The sequence below is a fragment of the Agromyces sp. NPDC055661 genome (genome assembly GCF_053618135.1).
This window is the reverse complement of sequence record NZ_JBSHHC010000001.1, coordinates 331564-354895: the sequence shown is the minus strand read 5'-3', so window position 1 is coordinate 354895 and position 23332 is coordinate 331564. Positions and strand designations below refer to the sequence as shown.

Here is a 23332-nt window from a genome sequence, read left to right as displayed (position 1 = left end):
TCAGAGGGGCACCTGCACCTGCTGGACGATCGAGCGGAGCACGGCGTCGACGGCGACGCCCTCGAGCTCGGCCTCGGGCCGCAGCTGCACGCGGTGCCGCCACACCGGCAGGAGCATCGCCTGCACGTGGTCGGGCGTCAGCGAGTCGTAGCCCGTGAGCCACGCCCACGCCTTCGAGGCCGCGAGGAGGCCCGTCGTCGCGCGCGGGCTCACACCCAGCCGCATCGACGGGCTCCGGCGCGTGGCGCGCGCGAGGTCGACGACGTACGCGAGCACGTCGTCGGAGACGCGGACGGATGCCGCGGCGGCACGCGCCGCGGCGAGCTCCTCGGCGCCGAGCACGGGTGTGACACCCGCGGCCGCGAGGTCGTGCGGATCGAAGCCGTCGGCGTGCCGGCGCAGGAGCGACACCTCGGCGTCGCGCTCGGGAATGTCGAGCACGAGCTTCAAGAGGAAGCGGTCGAGCTGCGCCTCGGGCAACGCGTACGTGCCCTCGTACTCGATGGGGTTCTGGGTGGCCGCGACCATGAACGGGTCGGGCAGCGGCCGGGTCACGCCGTCGGCCGAGACCTGGCGCTCCTCCATGGCCTCGAGCAGCGCGGACTGCGTCTTCGGCGGCGTGCGGTTGATCTCGTCGGCGAGCAGGATGTTCGTGAACACCGGCCCCTCGCGGAACGCGAACTCGCCCGTGCGCGGGTCGTAGGCGAGCGAGCCGGTCACGTCGCCGGGCATCAGGTCGGGCGTGAACTGCAGGCGACGCGTGTCGAGTCGCAGGGTGCGGCTGAGCGTGCGCACGAGCAGCGTCTTCGCCACGCCCGGCACGCCCTCGAGCAGCACGTGGCCGCGTGTGAGCAGGGCGATGATGAGGCCCGTCACGGCGCCGTCCTGGCCCACGACGGCCTTGCCGACCTCGGTGCGCACGCGGTTCAGCGCGGCGCGCAGCTCCTGGTCGGTGGTCGTGGTCGCGTCGGTCATGGTCGCCTTCCTGTCGGGTGCGGTCGGTCGTCGGAGTCGGGGCCGGCCGCGCCGGCTGATGCGGGTCGCACGGAGTCCGCGACCTCGTGCTCGAGTCGGTCGAGCTCCACCGCGAGGTCGACGAGCTCGCGATCCCCGGCGGGCTCGGTGCCGATGAGCAGTCGGGCGACGGATGCCGCGTCGCGTCCGGTCGCGACCGCAGCGGCCTCCGCGACGGCGTGCGCCGGTGCCGATCGCGGCAACTTCAGGACCGACGCGATGCGCCCGACCGCGCCGATGCGCAGCTGGTCGAGCGCGTGCCCGCGCGCGGAGCCGCGCGCGTAGAGCCGCGCCCGTCCCTCGCTCGTCTCGCCGGCCGGGACCTGCACGGGCAGCCGCTCGACGACGAGCGGTCCGAAGCGTCGTCCCCGCCAGATGCCGGCGACGACGGTCACGACGATGGCGAGCACCAGCACCGGGCTCACCCAACCGGGCGTCAGCTCGGCGATCGTCGGCGCGGACCCGGCGTCGGCGTCGGCCGGGCCGGGGAGGTACCAGGCGAGCTCCTCGGATGCCCCGAGCAGCCCGATCGCGAGCGCGGCGTTGCCCGCCTCGTCGACGTGCTCGTTCTCGAACACAGTGGTCGCGGCGACGATCGTGACCTCGGCGCCCGACGGACCCGGTCCGGCGGCCACGGCGAACGCCTCGCCGTCGCGGAAGCACCCCTGCCAGCCCTCGGCCGCCGCCTCGTCGTCGACGGTGACGAGCCGCTGCCCGTCGGACAGCTCGCCGGCTCGCTGGGCGGGCCGCACGTCGCAGGCCACGTCGTCGAGCGGGCCGCTCGCGACCCCGCCGAGCCGCACGCCCGGGGCGAGCGTGCGCAGGGCCGCGAACCCGGGCTCGACGACGACGAGCCGGTCGGATGCCGCGGCGAGCTCGCCGAGGCCGTCGGCGTCGAGGATGCCGAGCTCGTCGGAGAGGAGCACCGTGGCGCCGCCGCGCGCGAGGTCGACGGCGGCGTCGAGCGAGGAGGCCTCGGTCACCTCGACGCCCTGCCGGCGCAGCACCTCGACGAGGGCCTTCGACCCGGCGGGCGCGGCGTTGGCCGGACCGAGCAGCGGGCCAGGCGCGCGGATGCCGCCCTGCACCACGAGGAGGACGAGGGCGCCCACGACGAGCACGATCCCGATCACGATCCACGGGCGCCGTCGGCGCAGCTGCTGGCGGACGGTCGGCGTGAGGGCCTCGGCGGTCGCCGAGCCGTCGGCGGATGCGGGCGCTGGGGACGCGGGTGGTGCGGTCACGGTCATGCCGGCGCCACCGCCGTCTCGGCGTGCTCGGGCACGGTCGCCTCCACGGCGAGGTCGAGGCGAACGATCGCCTCGTAGCGCTCGCGCGAACCCGGACGACCCAGGTACCGCACCGCATCGAAGTCGGCGGCGGCCGCCCGCAGGGCCTCGGCGTGCGCGGGCAGCGGGCGGCCCGCGGCATCCGCGAAGCCGTGCGCCGTCGTGCCCGGATGCACCTGCACGAGGTCGCGGTCGACGACGCCCCGCACGATCGCCCGGAAGCGCTCCTCGATCGCGAGCGCCCAGTCCTCCGACCCGGCGGCCGCCTCGGCGGCGCGGCGGAGCGTGCGGAGGTCGCGCAGGTCGTGGTCGTCGAAGAGCGGCGCGACCGCGTGCCGTCGCCGGCGCAGGCGGGGGAGGCCGTACACGAGGAGCGCGACGACGAGCAGCACGGCCACCACGATCACGGCGAGCAGGGCGAGCAGCGGGCCGGGGACGCCCGTCGCGCCCTCGAAGAGGCTCGCGATCCAGTCGCGGATCGCCTGCATCGCGAGGTCGAACGGCGTCGGCTGCGCACTCGCGTACTCGGGCTTCGAGAGCTCCTCGACGACCCAGCGTCGCGCCTCGGGCGCGTCGGGATCGAGCGGGATCTCGAGATGCGGGATCAGGACCACGTCGCCGGCTGCTCGCTTCCGGCCGCCGCCGCCGCCGGGGCGGGTGCACGGTACGGGTCGTCGCTCGGCTGTCCGGCCTCGCGACGCTCGACGAATCGCTGGAGCTCGAGGTCGAGCCCCTCCTTGCGCATGCGGAGGTCGATGTAGATGACGGCGACGAGCGCGGCCTGCACGACCGCCGTGATGGCGCCGATGAGCAGCGACAGCACAGTGGTGACCACCGTCGTGATGATCGTGATGGTGAGGTACGCGCCGGTCCCGGTGGGGTCGATCACGACCCCGAGCAGGGTGCCGACGATCGAGACCGGCTGCACGACGACCTGCGCGGCGAAGTTGAGGATCGCCCCGACGAGCAGGAGCACGCCGAACGTGCGCCAGAAGTACCCGTCGGTGAGCCGCCACGAGCGTGCCACGGCCTGGCGGATGCCCGCCTGCTCGAGCACGATGACGCTCGGCACGAGCGAGAGCTTGACGCCGATCCACGCACCCAGCACGGCGAGGCCGAGGCCGAGCAGCACCGCGATGACGATGCCGACGACGAGCCCGGTCGTCGAGACGGATGCCGCGAGCACGACGATGAGCACCAGGAACGCGACGCCGACGATGAGCGCGAGCCCGACGAGCAGCGTCCAGCCGATGAGGGGGCCGATGCGCTTCGCGGCCCGCTTCCACAGGGCCGCGAAGCCGAGGCGGTCGCCGACGGTGCCGGTCGCGACGTCGACGACCATGACGCCCTGGAGGAAGGCGCTCGCGACGAGCGAGATGCCGACGGGCACGAGGAAGAGCAGCAGCAGCGCGCCGACCGTGCCGGACGTGATGGCGTCGAGGTCGTCCGCCGTCGCGCCCTCGACGCGCGAGAACGTGTAGAGGAAGAAGGGGACGAACACGGCGGCCGTCGCGACCACCGACACGAGCTGGACGACGAGGCCGCTGCCGAACGTGGCGGCCGGGTTGCGTCGCAGGGTGCGGAACGGCGCCCAAAGCAGCGTGCCGAACCCGAGCGGGCGGAGCGGGAGCAGGCCCGGCTTGGGCGGCGGCGTCCACCCGCCGGGCGCGGTGGGAGGGTACGTGCCGGGTGCGGCATACGACGGCTCCGCGTAGGCGGGCTGCCCGTAGGCGGGCTGGCCGTAGGCGGGCTGGGCCGGGGCCGGCGGCGGCGGATACCCGGGCTGTCCGTACGCCGGCTGGCCGGCGGGCGGCGGGTATGCGGGCGGAACGGGCGGCGGGTAGGCGGGCGGAACGGGCGGCGGGTACGCGGGCGGAACAGGCGGCGGCGGCGGTGCCGCGGCAGGGCCGGACGGAGGCGCGGGCGGCCCGGATGCGTCGTCGGGCGCGGGCTCAGCGGCATCCGATTCGTTCGAGGGCCGCGCCGGTGCGCCGGGTGCCTGCCAATCGTGATCGGACACCTGCATGCGCTCCTTCCGGCGGGGTGTCCCCATGCTCGCATATTTCCCGTCGGCGGGGGCCGTCGGGCGGCGCCGCGACCCGCTGCGAGGCGGGTTCGGCGCGCAGGCGGCGTCCAGCGCGCTTCCGGGCGACTCACGGCCTGGAGCGGATACAGTGGAGCCACCAGCGGCCTGCCCTCGCGGGCCCAGACGGAGACCGGACGGATGACCCCACGCGTACTCGTCGTCGACGACGACACGGCCCTCGCGGAGATGATCGGCATCGTGCTGCGCACGGAGGGCTTCGAACCCGTGTTCTGCGCCGACGGTACCGGTGCGCTCGCGGCGTTCCGCGAGTCGAAGCCCGACCTCGTGCTGCTCGACCTCATGCTGCCCGGCATCGACGGCATCGAGGTGTGCGGTCGCATCCGCTCGGAGTCCGGCACGCCGATCATCATGCTCACGGCGAAGTCCGACACGGCCGACGTGGTCAAGGGCCTCGAGTCCGGCGCCGACGACTACATGGTGAAGCCGTTCAACCCGAAGGAGCTCGTCGCCCGCATCCGCACGCGCCTGCGGCCGGCGCCCGAGCCGGTCGTGGAGACGCTCGCCGTCGGCGACCTCACGATCGACGCGGCCGGGCACGAGGTGCGCCGCGGCGACGAGCGCATCAACCTCACGCCGCTCGAGTTCGACCTCCTCCTCACCCTCGCGTCGAAGCCGCAGCAGGTCTTCACGCGCGAGATGCTCCTCGAGCAGGTCTGGGGGTACCACTACAAGGCCGACACCCGGCTCGTGAACGTGCACGTGCAGCGGCTCCGCGCGAAGGTCGAGCACGACCCCGACAATCCGCGCATCGTCATGACCGTGCGCGGCGTCGGCTACCGGGCCGGCGCGACGACGTAGGCCGGTCGGGATGTCTGCGGCCGACACCTCCAAACTCCTCGCCGCGGGCCCGTGGCGGGAGGTGCCGCGTCGCCTCGCCGCACTCTGGCGGCGCTCGCTGCAGTTCCGCACGGTCATCATCACGCTCGGCCTGTCGGGGCTCGCGATCCTCGTGATCGGCCTCTACATCTCGTTCAGCGTGGCCTCGAACCTGTTCCAGGCGCAGCGCGAGAGCGTGCTCGAGGCCTCGAACAACGCCACCGCCGCTGCGCAGAGCATCCTCGACTCGTCGGCTGCCGCGGACCGGGCGTCGCTGCAGTCCCTCATGGGGGACGCGGTCTCGACGATCACGAGCATCTCGGGGAGCTCGGACTACGCCATCTTCCGCGCGCCGGGCCAGGCCGTGAACACGAACGCACCGCCCGACCAGCTCAGCCGCGGGCTCGGCGGCGTCATCACGCCCGAGCTCCGCCAGCAGGTGCAGGACAATCCCGGCGGGCAGTACTGGCAGTCGGTCGCGCTCACGAACGCCGACGGCGGCACCGACCCCGGCATCGTCGTCGGCAGCACGCTCAACGTGCCGGCCGCCGGTCGCTACGAGCTGTACCTCGGCTACAACCTGGCCGAGGCCGAGGAGACGCTCGCCTTCATGCAGGTCACCGGGATCGTGGGCGCCGCCGCGCTGCTCGCGCTGCTCAGCGCCATCACGCTCGTCGTCGTGCGCGGCGTCATCGAGCCGATCCGGGAGACGGCCGCGACGAGCCGGCGGCTCGCGGCCGGCGACCTCGGCGTGCGCATGCCCGAGCGCGGGGAGGACGAGCTGGCGACCCTCGCCGCCTCGTTCAACGGCATGGCCGACAGCCTGCAGGCGCGCATCCGGGAGCTCGCCGAGCTCTCGGTCATGCAGCAGCGCTTCGTGTCCGACGTGTCGCACGAGCTGCGCACCCCGCTCACCACGATCCGCCTCGCGGGCGACGTGCTCTACGGGCAGCGCGAGGACTTCCCCGGGCCGACCTCCCGCACGGTCGAGCTCCTGCACACGCAGACCGACCGGTTCGAGCGTCTCCTCGCCGACCTGCTCGAGATCAGCCGCTACGACGCCGGCAGCGTGACGCTCGCGACCGAGCCGACGAACCTCGTGCACCTCGCGGGCGACGCGATCGAGTCGATGCACGAGCTCGCGTTCGAGCACGGCAGCGAGCTGCGGCTGATCGCGCCCGGCGGGCACCTCGATGCCGACGTCGATCCGCGCCGCATCAAGCGGATCGTGCGCAACCTCATCGGCAACGCCATCGAGCACGGCGAGGGCCGGCCGATCGTCGTCGCCGTCGACAGCAACGAGACGGCCATCGCGCTCTCGGTGCGCGACTACGGCATGGGCATGACCGAGGAGGAGGCGGCGCGGGTCTTCGACCGGTTCTGGCGCGCCGACCCGAGCCGCACCCGCACGATCGGGGGCACCGGCCTCGGACTCGCGATCTCGCTCGAGGACGCGGTCGCGCACGGCGGCAGCCTCGACGTCTGGTCGAAGCCCGGACAGGGCACCGTGTTCCGCCTCACGCTGCCGCGCACGCCGGATGCCGCGACGGTCGTGTCACCGCTGCCGCTCGAGCCCGACGATCCCGCCGCCGCCGGGCCGCCGCCCACGGGCGCGACCGGCGCGATCGAGGCCGAGCTCGCCGAGCGGGAGGTGCACGATGCGTAGGGCATTCGTCGCGGCATCCGTGGCCGTCATCGCACTGCTGCTGTCGGGCTGCGCCTCGATCCCGAGCTCGGGGCCGGTGCAGGCGGGTGATCCGCAGCCCGCCGACGCCGCCAACGACGTCGACATCCTGGTGCCGGGACCCGCGGCAGGCGCCAGCCAGCGGGACATCCTCGAGGGCTTCATCACCGCGGCGCTGAGCCCGCGCAACAACTACCAGGTCGCGCGCGAGTTCCTCACCACGGAGTTCGCCGACGAGTGGCAGGCCGACGCCGGGGCGACGATCGACGTCCTCGCCGACCGGGAGCTCGTCACCGTCGACGACACGACCATGCGCGTCGACGCGACCCCCGCGGCCGCGCTGCTCGAGAACGGGCAGTACGAGGAACCCGACGTGCGCACGCCCATCCCGCTCGACTACCGGTTCGAGCAGGTCGACGGCGAGTGGCGCATCTCGAGCGCGCCGACCGGGATCCTCATCGACCAGATCGGGTTCACGCAGGTGTTCCGCGAGTACCCGCTCTACTTCCTGGATCCGACGTTCGCGTACTTCGTGCCCGACGTGCGCTGGTTCTCGGGGCCCGAGTCGGCGCAGACGAGCATCGTGCAGGCGATCCTCGCCGGGCCCGCGGAGTGGCTCTCGCCCGGCGTCGTCTCCGCCTTCCCCGAGGGCGTGGAGCTCGACCCCGCCGCCGTGACGGTGTCGGGCGGCGTCGCGAGCGTCTCGCTCGTCGGCGCGGCGTTCGAGGACCTGTCGACCGTGCAGCGCATGGAGGCGCAGCTCGACGCCAGCCTCGTCGGCGTGCGCAACATCGACTCGGTCGCGCTCACGCTGAACGGCGTGGATCCGGCCGCCCCGCCGCTCACGCCCGAGCCCGTGCGGAACCCACGTGTCGACCCGCGGAGCGTCGTCTACGACGGCGAGACGTTCGGGTACCTCGCGACCTCGGGCGAGGGGGTCGACCCCATCGCGGGCATCTCCGACCAGGTCGCATCGCTGAGCCCGACCGGCGCATCGCTCGGGCTCGACGCCGAGGCGGCCGCCGTGCGGAACGCCGACGGTGTCTGGGTGGTGCGCTCCGGCGAGGAGGCCGTGCTGCTCGACCCTCGCGAGGGCCTCGTCACGCCCGCGATCGACGGGCAGGGCGTGGTCTGGTCCGTGCCCGCGAACCTGCCCGACCAGCTCGTGTGGTTCGCACCCGACGGCACCTCCGAGCAGGTCCCGGCGCCGTGGACGGGCTCCTCGATCACCGCGATCGAGGTCTCGCGCGACTCGACGCGCATGGCGGCGCTGCTCTCGGAGGGCGGACGCACGCACTTCGTCGTCGCCTCGATCGAGCGCGCCCGCGACGGCAAGCCGGTGGGGCTCGGCCCGACCGTGCTCGAGCTCGCCGACGTCGCCGGCACGCCACTCGACGTGGCCTGGCTCGACTCCCGCAGCGTCGCCTCGATCACCGGACTCGACGGCGGCGCCACGCGCATCGTCACGCAGGAGCTCGGCGGCTTCGCCCGCGACCGCGACGGCCCCCCGAGCGGCGTGCTCATCGACGGCGGCAACAACGACTTGCGCGTGCTCACGGCGGCGGGCGACCTCGACGTGGCGAGCGGCGTGGGCTGGCAGGTGCGCGCGGGCGGCATCCGGTTCATCGCGTCGCAGCAGCCCGGCTGACGCGCGGCCGTCGGCGGCCGGCGGCCCGCTCTCGTCCTCCCCAGCGCTGCGACGTGGGTCGGCCGGATGCCGCGAGGCGGCGTCGGGCGCGGGCTGCGGCGCCGTTCGCGAGGCTGGTCGCATGTCCGCGCTCGCGTCCGTCCGCCGCTCCGTCCTCGACGCGCTCGCGCTGCTCGTGCCGGTCGCCTGCGCCGGATGCGGCGACCCCGACCGCTCCGTGTGCGCCGCCTGCGTCGCCGACTTGCGGCCCGCGCCACGGCTCGCGCACCGCGACGCCGTGTCCGCCTGGGCTGCCCTCGACTACGCCGGCGCGGCGGCGGCGGTGATCGGCGCGTACAAGGACGGCGCCCGGACGGATGCCGCCGCGCCGCTCGCCGCAGCCCTCGCCGCGTCGATCGCCGCCGCGCTCGGCGCGCTGCCGTCGGGCTCCGTCGAGGTGTGCACCGTGCCCTCGACGCGTGCCGCGATGCGACGTCGAGGGTACGCGCCCGTCGACGCGCTGCTCGTCCGCTGCGGCATCCGACCGTCGCACGTGCTGCGGCCGGCCCGCGCCCGCGACGACCAGGCCGGACTCGGCGCCGACGCCCGCCGGCTCAACGCGCACGGCGCGCTGGTCGCCCGCGCGGACCTCCGCGGGCGGCGCTTCCTCCTCGTCGACGACATCCTCACGACCGGCGCCACGCTCGCCGAGGCGGCCCGCGCGGTGACGGCCGCGGGCGGATCCGTGGCGTCCGCAGCGGTGCTCGCGCAGACCCCGCTGCGACATCCGGGACGCTTGGTCGCTTCTCGCGACGCACTCCGTGACATCGCGAGCGAGTCCGGCTACGGTGGCAGGACAGGCGTGGTCGATCCACCCTTCAGATCCGGGTGACACGCCGGTGGATGGAGGTCGTCATGGAACTGAACATCGTTGGACGAAACCTGGGAATCACCGATCGATTCCGCGCCTACGCAGCGGAGAAGGCCGAGAAGGTGACCAATCTCGCCGAACGGGCGATCTCCCTCGACGTCAAGCTGAGTCGTCACAACGAGAAGAACGGCAACACCGGGCTCGACCGCGTCGAGCTCACCCTGGTCGGCAAGGGGCCCGTCGTACGGGCGGAAGCCGACGGATCCGACAAGTACGCCGCGTTCGACGTCGCCCTCGGCCGACTGCTCGAGCGCATCCGCCGCGCCAAGGACCGCCGCAAGGTCCACCGCGGCCAGCGCCGGCCCACCTCGCTCCGCGAGGCGACCGACATCGGCTTCGCCGAGGTCGGCGTGCAGGCCGCAGCGCCCGAGGTGCTCGAACAGGTGCGCACGGGCAGCATTCCGATCGTCGAGGAACAGCCTCAGGCGACCGAGGAGGACGACGTCTACTGCCCGGTGGTCATCCGCCGCAAGGTCTTCGCGTCCACCCCCATGACCGTCGACGACGCGCTCTACTTCATGGAGCTCGTCGGCCACGACTTCTACCTCTTCGTCGACTCCGAGACGGGCCGGCCCAGCGTCGTCTACCGCCGCAAGGGCTGGGACTACGGCCTGATCGGCATCGACGACCGCGCGGACGTCCCGTCCGACGCATCCGTCGACGAGTACGAGCGCGCCACGGCCTGACACCGGGCGCCGTCGCGGGCCGGACGCGAGCCGAGGGCTCGCCTCCGGCCCGCTCCATGTGCAGCCGGCTCCCCGTCGGCACCCAGCCTGCGGCCCGCTAGCATGGCTATGATGACCGTCTGCACGGCGGTGACGGGCGCGCCCTGCCGTTCCGAACGAGGGACGCGGCGCCCGACGACTACAGGAGACAATTCGTGGCTTCGATTCTGGAAAAGGTCCTGCGCGTCGGCGAGGGCCGAACCCTCCGACGACTCGAGAACTACGCAGCGGCGATCAACGCGCTCGAAGACGACTTCCAGGCCCTCAGCGACGAGGAGCTGAAGCACGAGACGGTCGAGCTCCGCGAACGATACGGCAACGGCGAGTCCCTCGACGACCTGCTGCCCGAGGCGTTCGCGGCCGTCCGCGAGGCGAGCCGTCGCACGCTCGGCCTGCGCCACTTCGACGTCCAGCTCATGGGCGGGGCGGCGCTGCACCTCGGCAACATCGCGGAGATGAAGACCGGTGAGGGCAAGACCCTGGTCGCCACGACGGCGGCCTACCTCAACGCGCTGACCAGCCGCGGCGTCCACGTCGTCACGGTCAACGACTTCCTCGCGAGCTACCAGTCCGAGCTCATGGGCCGCGTGTTCCGCGCGCTCGGCATGACCACCGGATGCATCGTGGCCGGCCAGACGCCGGCCGTGCGCCGCGAGCAGTACGCGGCCGACATCACCTACGGCACGAACAACGAGTTCGGCTTCGACTACCTGCGCGACAACATGGCGTGGCAGGCGGCCGACATGGTGCAGCGCGGCCACCACTTCGCCATCGTCGACGAGGTCGACTCGATCCTCATCGACGAGGCCCGCACGCCGCTCATCATCTCGGGCCCCGCCTCCGGCGAGGCGAACCGCTGGTTCACCGAGTTCGCGCGCCTCGCGCAGCGCCTCGTGCCCGGCGACGACTACGAGGTCGACGAGAAGAAGCGCACCGTCGGCGTGCTCGAGCCCGGCATCGAGAAGGTCGAGGACTACCTCGGCATCGAGAACCTCTACGAGTCGGCGAACACCCCGCTCATCTCGTTCCTCAACAATTCGATCAAGGCAAAGGCGCTCTTCAAGCGCGACAAGGACTACGTCGTGATGAACGGCGAGGTGCTCATCGTCGACGAGCACACGGGCCGCATCCTCGTCGGTCGCCGCTACAACGAGGGCATCCACCAGGCGATCGAGGCGAAGGAGGGCGTGCAGGTCAAGGCCGAGAACCAGACCCTCGCCACCGTGACGCTGCAGAACTACTTCCGCCTCTACGAGAAGCTCTCGGGCATGACCGGTACCGCCGAGACCGAGGCCGCCGAGTTCATGTCGACCTACAAGCTCGGCGTGGTGCCGATCCCCACCAACAAGCCGATGGTTCGCATGGACCAGCCCGACCTCGTCTACAAGAACGAGGAGGCCAAGTTCGCGCAGGTCGTCGAGGACATCGTCGGCCGGCACCAGAAGGGCCAGCCCGTGCTCGTCGGCACGACGAGCGTCGAGAAGAGCGAGTACCTCTCGCGGCTCCTCGCGAAGAAGGGCGTGCGCCACGAGGTGCTGAACGCCAAGAACCACGCGCGCGAGGCCGCGATCGTGGCGCAGGCCGGACGCCTGGGCGCGGTCACCGTTGCCACCAACATGGCCGGCCGCGGCACCGACATCATGCTCGGCGGCAACGCCGAGTTCATGGCCGTGCAGCAGATGCACGAGCGCGGCCTCAGCCCGGTCGACACCCCCGACGAGTACGAGGCGGCCTGGGACGGCGTCTTCGACGGCGTCAAGGCCGAGGTCGCGACCGAGGCCGACAAGGTCATCGGCGCGGGCGGGCTCTACGTGCTCGGCACCGAGCGCCACGAGTCGCGCCGCATCGACAACCAGCTCCGTGGTCGCTCCGGCCGCCAGGGCGACCCGGGCGAGAGCCGGTTCTACCTGTCGCTGACCGACGACCTCATGCGCCTGTTCAACGCCGGCGCCGCCGAGAGCCTGATGTCGCGCGGCGTGCCCGACGACGTGGCGATCGAGTCGAAGGTGGTCACCCGCGCCATCCGCTCGGCCCAGTCGCAGGTCGAGGCGCGCAACGCCGAGATCCGCAAGAACGTGCTGAAGTACGACGACGTCCTCAACCGCCAGCGCGAGGCGATCTACTCCGACCGCCGGCACATCCTCGAGGGCGACGACCTGCACGAGCGCACGCAGAACTTCCTCGAGAACGTCATCGACGAGGTGCTCGACCAGCACACCGCCGACGGCAACCCCGACGAGTGGGACTTCGACGCGCTCTGGACCGAGCTGAAGACGCTCTACCCGATCGGCATCACGATCGACGAGGTCGTCGCCGAGGCGGGGGAGAAGGGCCGGCTCAACCGGGAGTTCATCCGCCGCGAGATCCTCTCCGACGCGAAGCTCGCCTACCGGCGCCGTGAGGAGCAGCTCGGCAGCCCCGCGATGCGCGAGCTCGAGCGCCGCGTGGTGCTCTCGGTGATCGACCGCCGCTGGCGCGACCACCTCTACGAGATGGACTACCTGAAGGACGGCATCGGACTGCGGGCCATGGCCCAGCGCGACCCGCTCGTGGAGTACCAGCGCGAGGGCTACGCGATGTTCCAGCAGATGATGGGCTCGATCCGCGAGGAGACCGTCGGCTTCCTGTTCAACCTCGAGGTCGAGGTCGCAGCCCAGGGCGCGACCGGCGCGACGATCGAGGCGAAGGGCCTCGGCCGCCAGGGCGCCTCGGACGACAAGCTGAGCTACTCCGCGCCGAGCGACTCGGGCGGCGTCGAGGTGCGCAACCAGCGCGGCCAGGTGCAGCAGGCGGCGACGCAGCGCGCCCGTCGCGCGGTCGCGCAGGCGCAGGCGCCCCAGGCCGAGCCGTCGCGCGGGGCCTTCGGCCAGCGCACCGACGCCGGTGGCGGGGAGCTCCAGCCGCAGAACCGCGCCGAGCGTCGCGCCCAGGACCGCAAGGGCCACTGAGCTCGAACGGATGCGCCGCGCCCCGTGTTGGGGCCCGGCGCATCCCGTCGTTCGTGCGCCGGGCGGGATCGGCGCACGGCGAAGACCCGCTAGAGGACGCTGATGGCGCTGGCGCGCCAGCGCTGGTCGAGGCCCTCGAGTCGGATGGCGACCGCGCGCGACCGCGCTCGCTGGTGCACCATCACCACGGCCTCGACCACGCCGTCGGCGGGTTCGCAGGTGCGCACCCGCCCGACGGTGAACGCCGGACGCTGCGGCGCCTGCCCCTTCACGCGGCGGGCGCGGGCGGCGAGCACGACGCGCTTCGACAGGTTGCGGTAGACGTCGTCGTTGACCCAGCGCGCGAGCTGCTCGAGGTCGCGCGCACCGGCGAGCGCCTCGATGACGCAGTGCGTGAGGCTGCGAAGCAGCTGCTCGGGATCGGGGAGGTCGGTACGGCGAGCGGGCTGACGTCCGAAGTACTCGTCGTCATCGTCGAGGAACTGGCGGGCAGAACCTCGCGCCGGGGCGTGGCCGGCGGCAGGGCGTGCGGTCATCTCGGCTCCATGAGGGGGTGGCCACGGCCTCGCGGCCGACGACAGGATCACCCCCGATCGGGGGTGTTCGAGGGATCCTGACTGAACCGTATTGATCGGCCCCGAGGCGTGTCAAGGAAATTCCCCGACTGTGGACAACCGAGGGCCGGTTCGGTCGCCGGGGGTAACGTTCGTGCATGCGCTGGGACCTGCTGTTCGACGACCTCGAGTCCCAGCTCGACCAGGAGCAGCGCGACGAGGAGCGGGCGCTGGCGCTCGAGGAGGAGCGCCTGCGGCTCGCGCGGCTGACGCTCCGCGATCGCCTGACGGCACTGGCGCGCGGCGACGACGGCGGTCCGATCGCGATCCGCGTCGAGCTGCACGGCGGCGCGGAGCTCGAGCTCCGGCCGCTCGCGTTCGGGCGCGACTGGATGAGCGCGACGGTCGTGGAGGCCGGTCGCGGGCCCGGCCAGTGCCTGATCCCGCTGGGCGCGATCGCCGCCGTGCTCCCGACGCGTGCGCAGGTCCTCGCGAGCCTCGAGGCCGGCGCCGAGGGGTCGGGTCGCCCGTCCGAGCGCATCGGACTGCCGTTCGTGCTGCGCGACCTGTGTCGGCGCCGCACGCCCGTGCACGTCACGACGCACGACGGTCGCGTGCACGGGACGATCGATCGCGTCGCGCGCGATCACCTCGACCTCGCGGTGCACGAACCGGGGACCGCACGACGGGACCGCGACATCCGCGGCATCCGCATCGTGCCGATCGCGCGGATCGTGCTCGTCGCGTTCGACTCGGCGTCCTAGTCGACCGGGCGGAGGCGCGCGGTGCGCGCACCCGAGAGCTCGACGATGTTCGCGAACTCGCCCTGCTGCCAGGCGGAGTGCCGGCGCGTGAGCTCGTACTGCTCCTCGATCCACACCTCGAGCTGCGTGCGCTCGATGCGCCACGGACCCGAACTGCCCACGCGGATGGCCGGAAGCTCGCCGGAGCGGATCAGCTCGTCGACGGCCGCGACGTCGACGGCGAGGATCTCCGCCGCGTCGGCGACGGTGAGGAACCGGCCGATCTGGTCGCCCGAACCTGGAGCGGTCATGCATCCAGTATCGACCCGACGCCCTCGGGCGGATGCCGGTGTGGATAACTTCGCGGCGTCCTCTCGGATTCACGCCACCATGAATTCCGGCGCGAGAGCGCCCCGACCGGAAGGATCACGATGCCCCGTCGACCGGAACGCTCGGAGCGCGGCGCGCTCCGGCTCGACCCGCGCCTCGTCATCGGCGTGGTGCTCGTCGCCGCGTCGACCACGGGCGTGTGGGCGCTCGTGAACGGGCTCGACGACTCGATCGACGTGTACGCGGTGCGCGACACCACCATGCCAGGCACGCGCATCACGGTCGACGACCTCGCGGTCGAGTCCGTCCGGCTCGGGCACCTCGCCGAGGCGTACCTCGTGCCGGGCGACGTGCCCGACGACGGCCTCGTCGTGGTCAGGACGATCGAGTCGGGGGAGCTGGTGCCCACGACCGCGGTCGACGACGCCGACCGCACGGGGCTCGCCACCGTGGTCGTGCCGAGCCGCAGCTCGCTCCCGGGCGGGCTCGGCGCCGGCTCCACGGTCGACGTCTGGTCGGCACGGCTCGTCGAGCGCGGCGAGTACGAGCCACCCGCCGTGCTCGTCGCGGCGGCCGAGATCGCGGCGATCCAGGAGCCCGAGGGCATGGTCGAGACGGGCGGTCCGGCCGTGGAGCTCCTCGTGCCGCGCGAGAAGGTCGCCGCCCTGCTCGAGGCGCTCGCCGCGGGCGACGCCATCGACCTCGTGCCCGCCCGGCCGAGCGGCCGCTGATGGCACGGCTCGCGCTGGCCCTCGACCCGGCGACCGAGGATCGCCTGCTCGCCGACGTCGTCGAGCACGGCCACACCGTCGTCGCCCGACTCGTGGGCTGGCGCGACCTCGTCGAGAGCCTCGACGTGCTCGCCCCCGAGGTCGTGCTGGTGGGGGCCGCGCGCGTGAGCCTGAGCGCCGACCTGCTGGCCGCGTGCGACGAACGCGGCATCCGCATCGTCGCCCTGGCCGCGACCGACGGGGAACGCGCCCACGCCGCCCAGCTGGGGCTGCACGAGGTCCTCGACCGCTCCGCCGACTGGCGCGAGATCGAGGAGCTCGTGAGCGGCGGCGTGCCCGTGCCCTCGCGGCTCGGCGACGCACGCCGCGCCCCGCGTCGCACCGGAGAGGTGGTCGCCGTGTGGGGCCCGGCTGGTGCACCCGGCCGCACCACGATCGCCGTCAACCTCGCCGCCGAGATCGCCGCAGCCGGTCACTCGGTCGCGCTCGTCGACGCCGATCCCTACGGGGGCACCGTGGCGCCGTCGCTCGGCCTGCTCGACGAGGCGCCCGGGTTCGCCTCCGCCTGCCGGCTCGCGAGCGGCGACGCGCTCGACCGCACGGAGCTCGAGCGCATCGCCCAACGCCACTCCGCGCCGCGCGGCTCGTTCGACGTGTTCACCGGGCTCGTCGGTCCGAGCCGCTGGCCCGAGCTGGCGCACGACCGCGTGACCGCCGCGCTGCAGGCCATCGCCGCCCGATCCGAGTTCGTCGTCGTCGACACGGGGTTCAGCCTCGAGCGAGACGAGGAGCTCACGAGCGACCAGTTCGCGCCACGGCGCAATGCGGCCACGTTCGCCGCGCTCGGCGCCGCCGACCGGGTCGCCGCGGTCGGACTCGCCGACCCGGTCGGCCTGTCCCGCCTCTTGCGCGGCCACGGCGACCTCGTCGAGGTCGTCGAGCCCGACCGCATCGACGTGATCGTCAACCGCGTGCGCTCGGCCGCCCTCGGCATCGATGCGCACGCGCAGGTGCGCCAGACGCTGCGCCGGTTCGCGGGCATCGCCGACGCCACACTGCTGCCGCACGACGGCCGGGCGACGGATGCCGCGATCCTCACCGCGCGCACCCTGCGCGACTCGGCGCCCCGCAGTCCGCTGCGCACCGCGCTGCGCGAGTACGCGCTGGACCGCATCGTGCCCGTCCCCGAACCCGTGAAGCGGCGCGGATTCGGGTTCGCTCCGGCCCGTCGCGCCGTCGCCGGCTGAGCGCCGTCACCCGGCAGGACGCACGGGGGCCACGCACTACGCTGGGTCTGTGTCGACCCTCAGTGAACTCGTCCTCGCCCAGGGCCGCAGCAGTCAGGCAGACGTCGACTGGCTGCACATGCTCGTCGGCGACCTGCAGCTGCTCGCCGACCTCGCCTTCGCCGACATCGTGCTGTGGGTGCCGTCGGGCGACGACGACTTCGTGGCGGTCGCGCACGCGCGGCCGTCGAGCGCGGCGACGCTCTTCTATCGGGACTTCGTGGGCCAGCCGATCAAGTCGCAGTGGCGCGACCTCGTCACGCAGGCGTTCGAGACGGCGGCCATCGTCGACTCCTCCGCGCCCGACTGGTACGAGGAGATGCCGACGCGCGTCCGCGCCGTGCCCGTGATGCGCCGCCTCTCGGCGACGGGCACCGAGCTCGCCCCCGAGCCCGTCGCCGTCATCACCCGGCACACCAACCTCGGCGCGACCCGCACGCCGAGCCGGCAGGAGCTGACGTTCAACGAGTGCGCCGAGGAGCTCTTCCAGATGATCGCGTCGGGGGACTTCCCCGACCTCGGCGCGCCCACCGGACCCCGTCGCGGCGCGCCGCGCGCGTCCGACGGCCTCATCCGCCTCGACGTCGACGGCACCACCACCTTCGCCAGCCCGAACGCCCTCTCGGCGTTCAACCGCATGGGCTTCGACGACGAGCTCGAGGGCGAGTCGCTCGCCGAGGTCACCACGCGGCTGCTCAGCGGCAAGCTCGTGGTCGACGAGTCGCTGCCGCTCGTCGTGACCGGACGGGCCCCATGGCGCACCGACGTCGAGTCGCGCGGGGTCACCGTGTCGCTCCGGGCGATCCCGATCCGGCGCCGCGGCGAGCGGATCGGCGCCATCGTCCTCAGCCGCGACGTCACCGAGCTCCGCCACCAGGAGCAGGAGCTCATCACGAAGGACGCGACGATCCGCGAGATCCACCACCGCGTCAAGAACAACCTCCAGACGGTCGCGTCGCTCCTGCGCATCCAGGCGCGTCGCACCCACTCCGACGAGGCGCGCGACGCACTCACGCAGGCGATGCGTCGTGTCGGCGCAATCGCGGTCGTGCACGACACCCTCTCCGAGGGCCTCACGCAGAACGTCGACTTCGACCAGGTGTTCGACCGGGCGCTGCTCCTCGTCGCCGAGGTCGCCTCGGCGCACAACACGACGGCGCACCCGAAGCGCTCGGGCTCATTCGGCGTGCTGCCGAGCGAGTACGCGACGCCGCTCGCCCTCGCGCTCACCGAGCTCGTGACGAACGCGGTCGAGCACGGCCTCGCCGGTCAGGAGGGTGACGTCGAGATCACCGCGGACCGCTCGCCGACCATGCTCACCGTCCAGGTCCGCGACACCGGCTCGGGCCTGCCCGAGGGCAAGGTCGGCGAGGGCCTCGGCACCCAGATCGTGCGCACCCTGATCCAGGGCGAACTCGGCGGCACGATCGACTGGCACACGGTCGTCGGTCGCGGCACCGAGGTGACGATCGAGGTGCCGCTGCGGTGGATCACAGCGGAGTAGGGCTGGTGCGGCGGATGCCGCGCGGGCGTTGACGCCCGCCGGCGATCAGCCCGCCCGACGCGCGCGAGCCGCGCGGCGCTTCAGGGCGCGCCGCTCGTCCTCGCTGAGGCCGCCCCACACGCCCGAGTCCTGACCGGTCTCGAGGGCGTACTGGAGGCAGATCTCGGTGACGGTGCACCGGGCGCAGACAGCCTTCGCCTTCTCGATCTGGTCGACGGCGGGACCAGTGTTGCCGACCGGGAAGAAGAGTTCCGGGTCAGCGGTGAGGCAGGCGGCTTTGTCGCGCCAATCCATGGAGATGCTCCTTGTGTGTACTTCGTTCGCAGACGCGCACGATTGCGCGAAGCCCGGGTCGGGCTGTGCTGCAGGGGGAAAGGCCGAATCTCGGGAAGTAGGATCATGACTGATCGGCTCACGTCCCTGTGAGCATCAACTCGGCCTCATAAATGGTCGCATAGCGGAGAGATCGAATCAATAGTCGTGCTTGGGATAACGCTGTGAATGAGGACCGTCCTGAGGGAGACATGCCGCCCGCGGCATCCGCTTCGACCGGGGTGAAGGCGGCACTCGTGGTCGTCTCGGCGATCCTCGTGCTGGAGGCGCTGGCGCTCATCGCCGTGGTGATCTGGCTCGTCGTCGACCTGCTCGCGCTGCAGCCGTCGTCGTACGCCACGGCCATCGCGCTCATCGTGCTCGTGCTGATCGCCGCCGTCTGGGTCTCGGCGGTCGCACTCGGGTCACTGCGCCGTGCGCCGTGGACGCGGGCGGGCGCGATCGTCTGGCAGATCCTGCAGGTGTCGATCGCGGTCGGGGCGTTCCAGGGGCTGTTCGCCCGTCCCGACATCGGCTGGCTGCTGCTCGTCCCGGCGGTCGTCGTGGCGGGGCTCCTGCTCTGGACGCCGGTGCGGCTCGCCTACACGCGCTCCGAGCACGAGTCGGCGCCCGGCGCCGACTGAGGGTCGGGCACCGGGCGCCGAGGAGGAACGAGTGCGAGCCGTGCGGTGCTACAGCCCGAGCTCGCGGCGCACGCGCGCCACGTGGCCGGTCGCCTTGACGTTGTACCAGGCCTTCTCGAGGCGCCCGTCGGCGCCGACGACGAAGGTCGAGCGGATGCTGCCGACGACGATCTTGCCGTAGAGCGACTTCTCGCCCCAGACGCCGTAGCGCTGCTGCACGGCGAGGTCCTGGTCGGAGAGCAGCGTGTAGTTCAGGCGGTCGCGATCGGCGAACGTCTTGAGCTTGGCGACGTCGTCCTTCGAGACGCCGAGCACCCGAACGCCGGCGGAGGCGAACGAGTTGAGGTTGTCGCGGAAGTCGCACGCCTCGGTGGTGCAGCCCGGGGTCATCGCCTCGGGGTAGAAGTACAGCACCACGCGCGAGCCGCGCAGCGAGGAGAGGGTCACCGGGTTGTCGTCCTGGTCGTGGAGCGTGAAATCGGGAGCGAGGTCGCCGGGGGCGAGACGTGCTTCGGTCATCCGTCCATGCTAGGCAGCGAGCCTGAGTGCGACGTGCGACGGGTGCCCCCGGACGCCTCGGGCGCGCGGCATCCGCTGGTCAGGCGAACGTCGCGAGCAGCCGCTGGAGCGAGTCGAGACGCGCCCGCCCGGTCTCGCCGAGCTCCCCGGCCTCGACCGCCTCGATGATGGCGCAGTCGGGGGAGTCGGGCAGGTGGGTGCAGCCCCGCGGGCAGTCCTCGGCGATGCGTGCCAGGTCGGTGAAGGCGCCGAGGATGTTCGCCGGATCGACGTGCCCGAGGCCGAACGAGCGGACGCCGGGGGTGTCGACGACCCAGCCGGTGCCGCCGTCGCCCTCGATGCGGAGCGACACCGTCGACGAGGACGTGTGGCGCCCACGGCCGGTCACCTCGTTGACCCGCCCGATCGCCCGGTCGGCGCCGGGGACGAGCGCGTTGACGAGCGTCGACTTGCCGACGCCCGAGTGCCCGACGAACACCGTGCGGTGGTCGATCAGCGCGCGCGTGATCTCGTCGAGCGGCATGTGCTCGGTGCTCGAGCGGAATACGGGGAGGTCGAGGCCCGCGAAGTTCTCGAGGAACTCGGCCGGGTCGGCGAGGTCGGTCTTCGTGATGACGAGGAGCGGCTGGATTCCGGCGTCGAAGGCCGCGACGAGGTAGCGGTCGACGAGCCGGATGCGCGGCTCGGGATTCGCCGCGGCGACGACGATGAGCATCTGGTCGGCGTTCGCGACGATGATGCGCTCGACCTCGTCGGTGTCGTCGGCGCTGCGCCGGAGCAGGGTGGAGCGCTCGCCGACGCGCACGATTCGGGCGAGCGTGCCGGGCTCGCCACTGGCATCGCCGACGAGGTCGACGTGGTCGCCCGTGACCACCGACTTGCGGCGCAGCTCGCTCGCCCGGGCGGCGGTGATGGCGCGTTCGTCGGGTTCGCCCTCGTCGACGAGCACGGCGTAGCGCCCTCGGTCGACGCCGAGCACGGTTCCCGACACGGCGTCGGCGTGCTCGGGGCGCACCTTCGTGCGCGGCCGGCTGCCGCGGCGGTTGGGACGCACGCGCACGTCGGACTCGTCGTACTCGGGCTCGTCCTCGTCGTCGTCCGCGTCCCACCAGCTCATGCCAGCATCTGCTCCCAGAGTTTGGTGAACTGCGGCAGGGTCTTCGACGTGGAGCCGATGTCATCGACGACGACGCCGGGCACGGCGAGGCCGATGATCGCGCCGGTGGTGGCCATCCGGTGATCCGCGTAGGCGCGCCACGGCCCGCCCGTGAGCCCGACGGGCTCGATGCGCAGCCCGTCGTCGAGCTCGGTCACCCGGCCGCCCAGGCCGTTGAGCTCGGCCGCGAGGGCGGCGAGCCGGTCGGTCTCGTGGTGGCGGATGTGGCCGATCCCCGTGAACGTCGAGGGGCCGTCGGCGAACGCGGCCAGCGCGACGAGATTCGGCACGAGCTCGCCCGCCTCCGAGAGGTCGAGGTCGACGGCGCGGATGCCGCGACCGCCGTCGGCGGCCCGCTCGGGCGCGTGCACGGTGAGCCGGTCGTCGTCGAGCGAGACACGGGCGCCGAACCGGGGGAGGAGATCGGCCAGCTGCGCCCCGACCTGCGTGGTCTGCGCGGGCCAGCCCGTGATCGTGACGTGGCCGCCCGCGACGAGCGCGGCCACGAGGAAGGGTGCGGCGTTCGAGAGGTCGGGCTCGATCGCCACGTCGACGGCGGCGATGGGACCGGGCTCGACGACCCAACGACCCGGCTCGGGAGTCGCCACCTCGACGCCGCGGGCGCGGAGCGTCTCGATGGTCATCTCGATGTGCGGCATGCTGGGCAGCCGCTCGCCCGTGTGGCGGAGGTCGAGGCCGCGCTCGAAGCGCGCCGCCGAGAGGAGCAGGCCCGACACGAACTGGCTCGAGGCCGAGGCGTCGATGGCGAGCTCGCCGCCCTCGACCCGTCCGGTGCCGTGGACCGTGAAGGGGAGCGCGCCGCGCCCGTCGTCGTCGAGGTCGACGCCGAGCGCCTGCAGGCCCTGGATCGAGCCACCCATCGGGCGGCGCCGGGCGCCCTCGTCGCCGTCGAACGTCGTGGGGCCGAGCGCGAGCGCCGCGACCGGCGGGAGGAAGCGCATGACCGTTCCGGCCAGGCCGCAGTCGATCGTGGTGGAGCCGAGGAGCTCGTCGGCCGGGAGGACGCGGAGGTCGTCGCCGAATCCGCCGGTGCCCGGCATCCGCTCGAATCGCGTGCCCAGCGCACGCAGGCCCTCGACCATGAGCTCGCTGTCGCGCGACCAGAGCGGCGCGTGCAGCGTGGACGGGCCGTCGGCGAGGGCGGCGAGCACGAGCTCGCGGTTCGTGAGCGACTTCGAGCCCGGGATGGCCACGACCGACTCGAGCTGGGCCGTCGCGGTCGGCGCGAGCCATCCCGCGTCGGGCTCCTGCTGGCGGTTGTCGCCGTAGGGGTCGAACTCGGGTGCGGAATACCTCGAAATCTGCATCGGTTATCAACAGTAGCGTCCGAGACAGCAGAAGGAGTTGGTGCGCGTGGCGGTGGCGATGCTCGAGCGCCCGGCGGTCGTCGAGAGAGACGATCTAGTATGGCCGGTGATGACTGGCGACGAGATCGAGACCACGCCGGACGACGCGGCAACCCCTGACGAGGAGCGCAGCCTCGGTGAGCTCTTCGAGGAGCAGGCGCTGCCGTTCCTCGACCAGCTGTACGCCGCGGCCCTCCGCATGACCAAGAATCCCGCTGACGCGCAGGACCTGGTGCAGGAGACGTTCGTGAAGGCGTTCGCCGCGTTCGGGCAGTTCAAGCAGGGCACCAACCTCAAGGCGTGGCTGTACCGCATCCTCACGAACACCTTCATCAACAGCTACCGCAAGAAGCAGCGCGAGCCCTACCAGGGCACGATCGACGACCTCGAGGACTGGCAGCTCGGCGGCGCCGAGTCCACGACCGCGCGGTCGAGCCGCTCGGCCGAGGCCGAGGCGATCGACCACCTGCCCGACAGCGCCGTGAAGGACGCGCTGCAGGCGCTGCCCGAGGACTTCCGGCTCGCCGTGTACTTCGCCGACGTCGAGGGCTTCTCCTACCAGGAGATCGCCGACATGATGAACACCCCCATCGGGACCGTGATGAGCCGCCTGCACCGTGGCCGGCGGATGCTGCGCGAGTCCCTCGCCGACTACGCCAGCGAGCAGGGCTTCGCGGGCGCCACGGCGCAACCCACCACCAGGAGGCAGAGCATGCCCAGGAGCGCGAGATGACCGACTGCGGCTGTGAGAAGGCTCGGGCCGAGCTCGAGGAGTACCTGCACCACGAGCTGTGCCGTGAGGACGCCGCGGACATCCGCGAGCACATGGAGAACTGCGCCGACTGCCGGGGCGAGTACCGCGTCGGCATCGCGATCACCGAGGTCGTGCAGCGCGCCTGCAAGGAGAGCGCTCCCGAGCAGCTGCGCACCGTGGTGCTCGCGCGCATCCGCGACATCCAGTCGGAGCACGGCGTCCTCGTCGACTGACCGCCTGACCCCGCCGGGGCCGCGGCTTCCGCGCGCGACTCGTCGTCGCGACCCGTCG

23 protein-coding genes are annotated in these 23332 nt (G+C 72.6%); 13 read left to right on the top strand and 10 right to left on the bottom strand.

The genetic code is table 11. The annotated features are described in order from the left end of the window. The 4 genes from ACWGO8_RS01635 to ACWGO8_RS01620 are packed head-to-tail and all read right to left on the bottom strand — an operon-like array spanning position 1 to position 4323. Positions 1-975, bottom strand: coding sequence for an AAA family ATPase (locus ACWGO8_RS01635; protein WP_452041409.1), 975 nt, complete (start codon positions 973-975; stop codon positions 1-3). Beyond that, positions 972-2264, bottom strand: coding sequence for a DUF4350 domain-containing protein (locus ACWGO8_RS01630; protein WP_452041408.1), 1293 nt, complete (start codon positions 2262-2264; stop codon positions 972-974). The genes ACWGO8_RS01635 and ACWGO8_RS01630 overlap by 4 nt, the downstream gene beginning before the upstream one ends. Then, positions 2261-2917: a DUF4129 domain-containing protein gene (locus tag ACWGO8_RS01625; RefSeq protein ID WP_452041407.1), complete on the bottom strand. Its 657-nt coding sequence runs from the start codon at positions 2915-2917 to the stop codon at positions 2261-2263. The genes ACWGO8_RS01630 and ACWGO8_RS01625 overlap by 4 nt, the downstream gene beginning before the upstream one ends. Then, positions 2908-4323, bottom strand: coding sequence for a hypothetical protein (locus ACWGO8_RS01620; protein ID WP_452041406.1), 1416 nt, complete (start codon positions 4321-4323; stop codon positions 2908-2910). The genes ACWGO8_RS01625 and ACWGO8_RS01620 overlap by 10 nt, the downstream gene beginning before the upstream one ends. 204 nt (positions 4324-4527) lie before the next feature. On the opposite strand from ACWGO8_RS01620, the gene mtrA reads away from it, so the two are divergent. The 6 genes from mtrA (at position 4528) to secA (ending at position 13141) form a co-directional block, all read left to right on the top strand. Beyond that, positions 4528-5208 (top strand): MtrAB system response regulator MtrA, encoded by a 681-nt coding sequence (gene mtrA, locus ACWGO8_RS01615; RefSeq protein ID WP_452041405.1) that lies wholly within the window; start codon positions 4528-4530, stop codon positions 5206-5208. Positions 5209-5218: 10 nt separating this feature from the next. Then, positions 5219-6892 carry an MtrAB system histidine kinase MtrB gene (gene mtrB, locus ACWGO8_RS01610; RefSeq protein ID WP_452041404.1) on the top strand — a complete coding sequence of 558 codons (1674 nt, stop codon included), beginning with the start codon at positions 5219-5221 and terminating at the stop codon, positions 6890-6892. Then, entirely contained in the window at positions 6885-8558 is a 1674-nt protein-coding gene (locus ACWGO8_RS01605) for a GerMN domain-containing protein (protein ID WP_452041403.1), read from the top strand. The genes mtrB and ACWGO8_RS01605 overlap by 8 nt, the downstream gene beginning before the upstream one ends. Positions 8559-8679: 121 nt before the next feature. Beyond that, the gene (locus tag ACWGO8_RS01600; protein ID WP_452041402.1) at positions 8680-9429 is read left to right on the top strand and encodes a ComF family protein; all 750 of its coding nucleotides are present in this window, start codon (positions 8680-8682) and stop codon (positions 9427-9429) included. 23 nt (positions 9430-9452) lie between these two features. Further along, positions 9453-10154, top strand: coding sequence for a ribosome hibernation-promoting factor, HPF/YfiA family (gene hpf / locus ACWGO8_RS01595; RefSeq protein WP_376956683.1), 702 nt, complete (start codon positions 9453-9455; stop codon positions 10152-10154). A 194-nt stretch (positions 10155-10348) separates the two neighbouring features. Further along, positions 10349-13141: a preprotein translocase subunit SecA gene (secA, locus tag ACWGO8_RS01590; protein WP_452041401.1), complete on the top strand. Its 2793-nt coding sequence runs from the start codon at positions 10349-10351 to the stop codon at positions 13139-13141. Between the two features lie 89 nt (positions 13142-13230). On the opposite strand, the gene ACWGO8_RS01585 is transcribed toward secA, so the two are convergent. Next, positions 13231-13677: an Rv3235 family protein gene (locus ACWGO8_RS01585; protein WP_452041400.1), complete on the bottom strand. Its 447-nt coding sequence runs from the start codon at positions 13675-13677 to the stop codon at positions 13231-13233. A gap of 176 nt (positions 13678-13853) precedes the next feature. Between ACWGO8_RS01585 and ACWGO8_RS01580 the strand changes: the two genes are divergently transcribed. Continuing rightward, complete coding sequence (locus ACWGO8_RS01580) at positions 13854-14459, top strand: hypothetical protein (protein WP_452041399.1); 606 nt, start codon at positions 13854-13856, stop codon at positions 14457-14459. Here ACWGO8_RS01580 and ACWGO8_RS01575 read toward each other — a convergent pair. Then, positions 14456-14749 carry a helix-turn-helix domain-containing protein gene (locus ACWGO8_RS01575; protein ID WP_148731936.1) on the bottom strand — a complete coding sequence of 98 codons (294 nt, stop codon included), beginning with the start codon at positions 14747-14749 and terminating at the stop codon, positions 14456-14458. The two genes, ACWGO8_RS01580 and ACWGO8_RS01575, sit on opposite strands and share 4 nt — an antisense overlap. Positions 14750-14869: 120 nt before the next feature. Between ACWGO8_RS01575 and ACWGO8_RS01570 the strand changes: the two genes are divergently transcribed. The 3 genes from ACWGO8_RS01570 to ACWGO8_RS01560 are packed head-to-tail and all read left to right on the top strand — an operon-like array spanning position 14870 to position 18289. Further along, on the top strand, positions 14870-15499 hold the full coding sequence (locus ACWGO8_RS01570; protein WP_452041398.1) for a hypothetical protein: 630 nt from the start codon (positions 14870-14872) through the stop codon (positions 15497-15499). Then, on the top strand, positions 15499-16746 hold the full coding sequence (locus ACWGO8_RS01565) for an AAA family ATPase (RefSeq protein ID WP_452041397.1): 1248 nt from the start codon (positions 15499-15501) through the stop codon (positions 16744-16746). Before ACWGO8_RS01570 ends, ACWGO8_RS01565 begins: the two co-directional genes overlap by 1 nt. A gap of 49 nt (positions 16747-16795) precedes the next feature. Next, on the top strand, positions 16796-18289 hold the full coding sequence (locus ACWGO8_RS01560) for a sensor histidine kinase (RefSeq protein ID WP_452041396.1): 1494 nt from the start codon (positions 16796-16798) through the stop codon (positions 18287-18289). Between the two features lie 45 nt (positions 18290-18334). Here ACWGO8_RS01560 and ACWGO8_RS01555 read toward each other — a convergent pair whose 3' ends face one another. Beyond that, on the bottom strand, positions 18335-18583 hold the full coding sequence (locus ACWGO8_RS01555; RefSeq protein ID WP_055859573.1) for a WhiB family transcriptional regulator: 249 nt from the start codon (positions 18581-18583) through the stop codon (positions 18335-18337). 203 nt (positions 18584-18786) lie between these two features. On the opposite strand from ACWGO8_RS01555, the gene ACWGO8_RS01550 reads away from it, so the two are divergent. Next, a complete protein-coding gene (locus ACWGO8_RS01550) occupies positions 18787-19245 on the top strand; it encodes a hypothetical protein (RefSeq protein ID WP_452041395.1) in 459 nt (152 codons plus the stop codon). A gap of 48 nt (positions 19246-19293) precedes the next feature. Here ACWGO8_RS01550 and bcp read toward each other — a convergent pair whose 3' ends face one another. The 3 genes from bcp to aroA form a co-directional block, all read right to left on the bottom strand. Further along, a complete protein-coding gene (gene bcp / locus ACWGO8_RS01545; protein ID WP_452041394.1) occupies positions 19294-19764 on the bottom strand; it encodes a thioredoxin-dependent thiol peroxidase in 471 nt (156 codons plus the stop codon). A 79-nt stretch (positions 19765-19843) separates the two neighbouring features. After that, positions 19844-20881: a ribosome small subunit-dependent GTPase A gene (rsgA, locus tag ACWGO8_RS01540; protein ID WP_452041393.1), complete on the bottom strand. Its 1038-nt coding sequence runs from the start codon at positions 20879-20881 to the stop codon at positions 19844-19846. Further along, complete coding sequence (gene aroA, locus ACWGO8_RS01535) at positions 20878-22248, bottom strand: 3-phosphoshikimate 1-carboxyvinyltransferase (RefSeq protein ID WP_452041392.1); 1371 nt, start codon at positions 22246-22248, stop codon at positions 20878-20880. Before aroA ends, rsgA begins: the two co-directional genes overlap by 4 nt. Before the next feature lie 109 nt (positions 22249-22357). On the opposite strand from aroA, the gene ACWGO8_RS01530 reads away from it, so the two are divergent. Then, positions 22358-23020 carry a sigma-70 family RNA polymerase sigma factor gene (locus ACWGO8_RS01530; protein WP_376956703.1) on the top strand — a complete coding sequence of 221 codons (663 nt, stop codon included), beginning with the start codon at positions 22358-22360 and terminating at the stop codon, positions 23018-23020. Next, complete coding sequence (locus ACWGO8_RS01525) at positions 23017-23274, top strand: zf-HC2 domain-containing protein (RefSeq protein ID WP_376956705.1); 258 nt, start codon at positions 23017-23019, stop codon at positions 23272-23274. The genes ACWGO8_RS01530 and ACWGO8_RS01525 overlap by 4 nt, the downstream gene beginning before the upstream one ends. The last annotated feature ends 58 nt before the right edge of the window (positions 23275-23332 follow it).

Excerpts from the sequence above, each read along its gene's own strand:
- ACWGO8_RS01635 (WP_452041409.1), bottom strand. The coding sequence starts at position 975 with ATGACCGACGCGACCACGACCACCGACCAGGAGCTGCGCGCCGCGCTG.
- ACWGO8_RS01630 (WP_452041408.1), bottom strand. The coding sequence starts at position 2,264 with ATGACCGTGACCGCACCACCCGCGTCCCCAGCGCCCGCATCCGCCGAC.
- mtrA (WP_452041405.1), top strand. The coding sequence starts at position 4,528 with ATGACCCCACGCGTACTCGTCGTCGACGACGACACGGCCCTCGCGGAG.
- mtrB (WP_452041404.1), top strand. The coding sequence starts at position 5,219 with ATGTCTGCGGCCGACACCTCCAAACTCCTCGCCGCGGGCCCGTGGCGG.
- ACWGO8_RS01605 (WP_452041403.1), top strand. The coding sequence starts at position 6,885 with ATGCGTAGGGCATTCGTCGCGGCATCCGTGGCCGTCATCGCACTGCTG.
- ACWGO8_RS01600 (WP_452041402.1), top strand. The coding sequence starts at position 8,680 with ATGTCCGCGCTCGCGTCCGTCCGCCGCTCCGTCCTCGACGCGCTCGCG.
- hpf (WP_376956683.1), top strand. The coding sequence starts at position 9,453 with ATGGAACTGAACATCGTTGGACGAAACCTGGGAATCACCGATCGATTC.
- ACWGO8_RS01585 (WP_452041400.1), bottom strand. The coding sequence starts at position 13,677 with ATGACCGCACGCCCTGCCGCCGGCCACGCCCCGGCGCGAGGTTCTGCC.
- ACWGO8_RS01580 (WP_452041399.1), top strand. The coding sequence starts at position 13,854 with ATGCGCTGGGACCTGCTGTTCGACGACCTCGAGTCCCAGCTCGACCAG.
- ACWGO8_RS01575 (WP_148731936.1), bottom strand. The coding sequence starts at position 14,749 with ATGACCGCTCCAGGTTCGGGCGACCAGATCGGCCGGTTCCTCACCGTC.
- ACWGO8_RS01570 (WP_452041398.1), top strand. The coding sequence starts at position 14,870 with ATGCCCCGTCGACCGGAACGCTCGGAGCGCGGCGCGCTCCGGCTCGAC.
- ACWGO8_RS01565 (WP_452041397.1), top strand. The coding sequence starts at position 15,499 with ATGGCACGGCTCGCGCTGGCCCTCGACCCGGCGACCGAGGATCGCCTG.
- ACWGO8_RS01555 (WP_055859573.1), bottom strand. The coding sequence starts at position 18,583 with ATGGATTGGCGCGACAAAGCCGCCTGCCTCACCGCTGACCCGGAACTC.
- bcp (WP_452041394.1), bottom strand. The coding sequence starts at position 19,764 with ATGACCGAAGCACGTCTCGCCCCCGGCGACCTCGCTCCCGATTTCACG.
- rsgA (WP_452041393.1), bottom strand. The coding sequence starts at position 20,881 with ATGAGCTGGTGGGACGCGGACGACGACGAGGACGAGCCCGAGTACGAC.
- aroA (WP_452041392.1), bottom strand. The coding sequence starts at position 22,248 with ATGCAGATTTCGAGGTATTCCGCACCCGAGTTCGACCCCTACGGCGAC.
- ACWGO8_RS01530 (WP_376956703.1), top strand. The coding sequence starts at position 22,358 with ATGACTGGCGACGAGATCGAGACCACGCCGGACGACGCGGCAACCCCT.
- ACWGO8_RS01525 (WP_376956705.1), top strand. The coding sequence starts at position 23,017 with ATGACCGACTGCGGCTGTGAGAAGGCTCGGGCCGAGCTCGAGGAGTAC.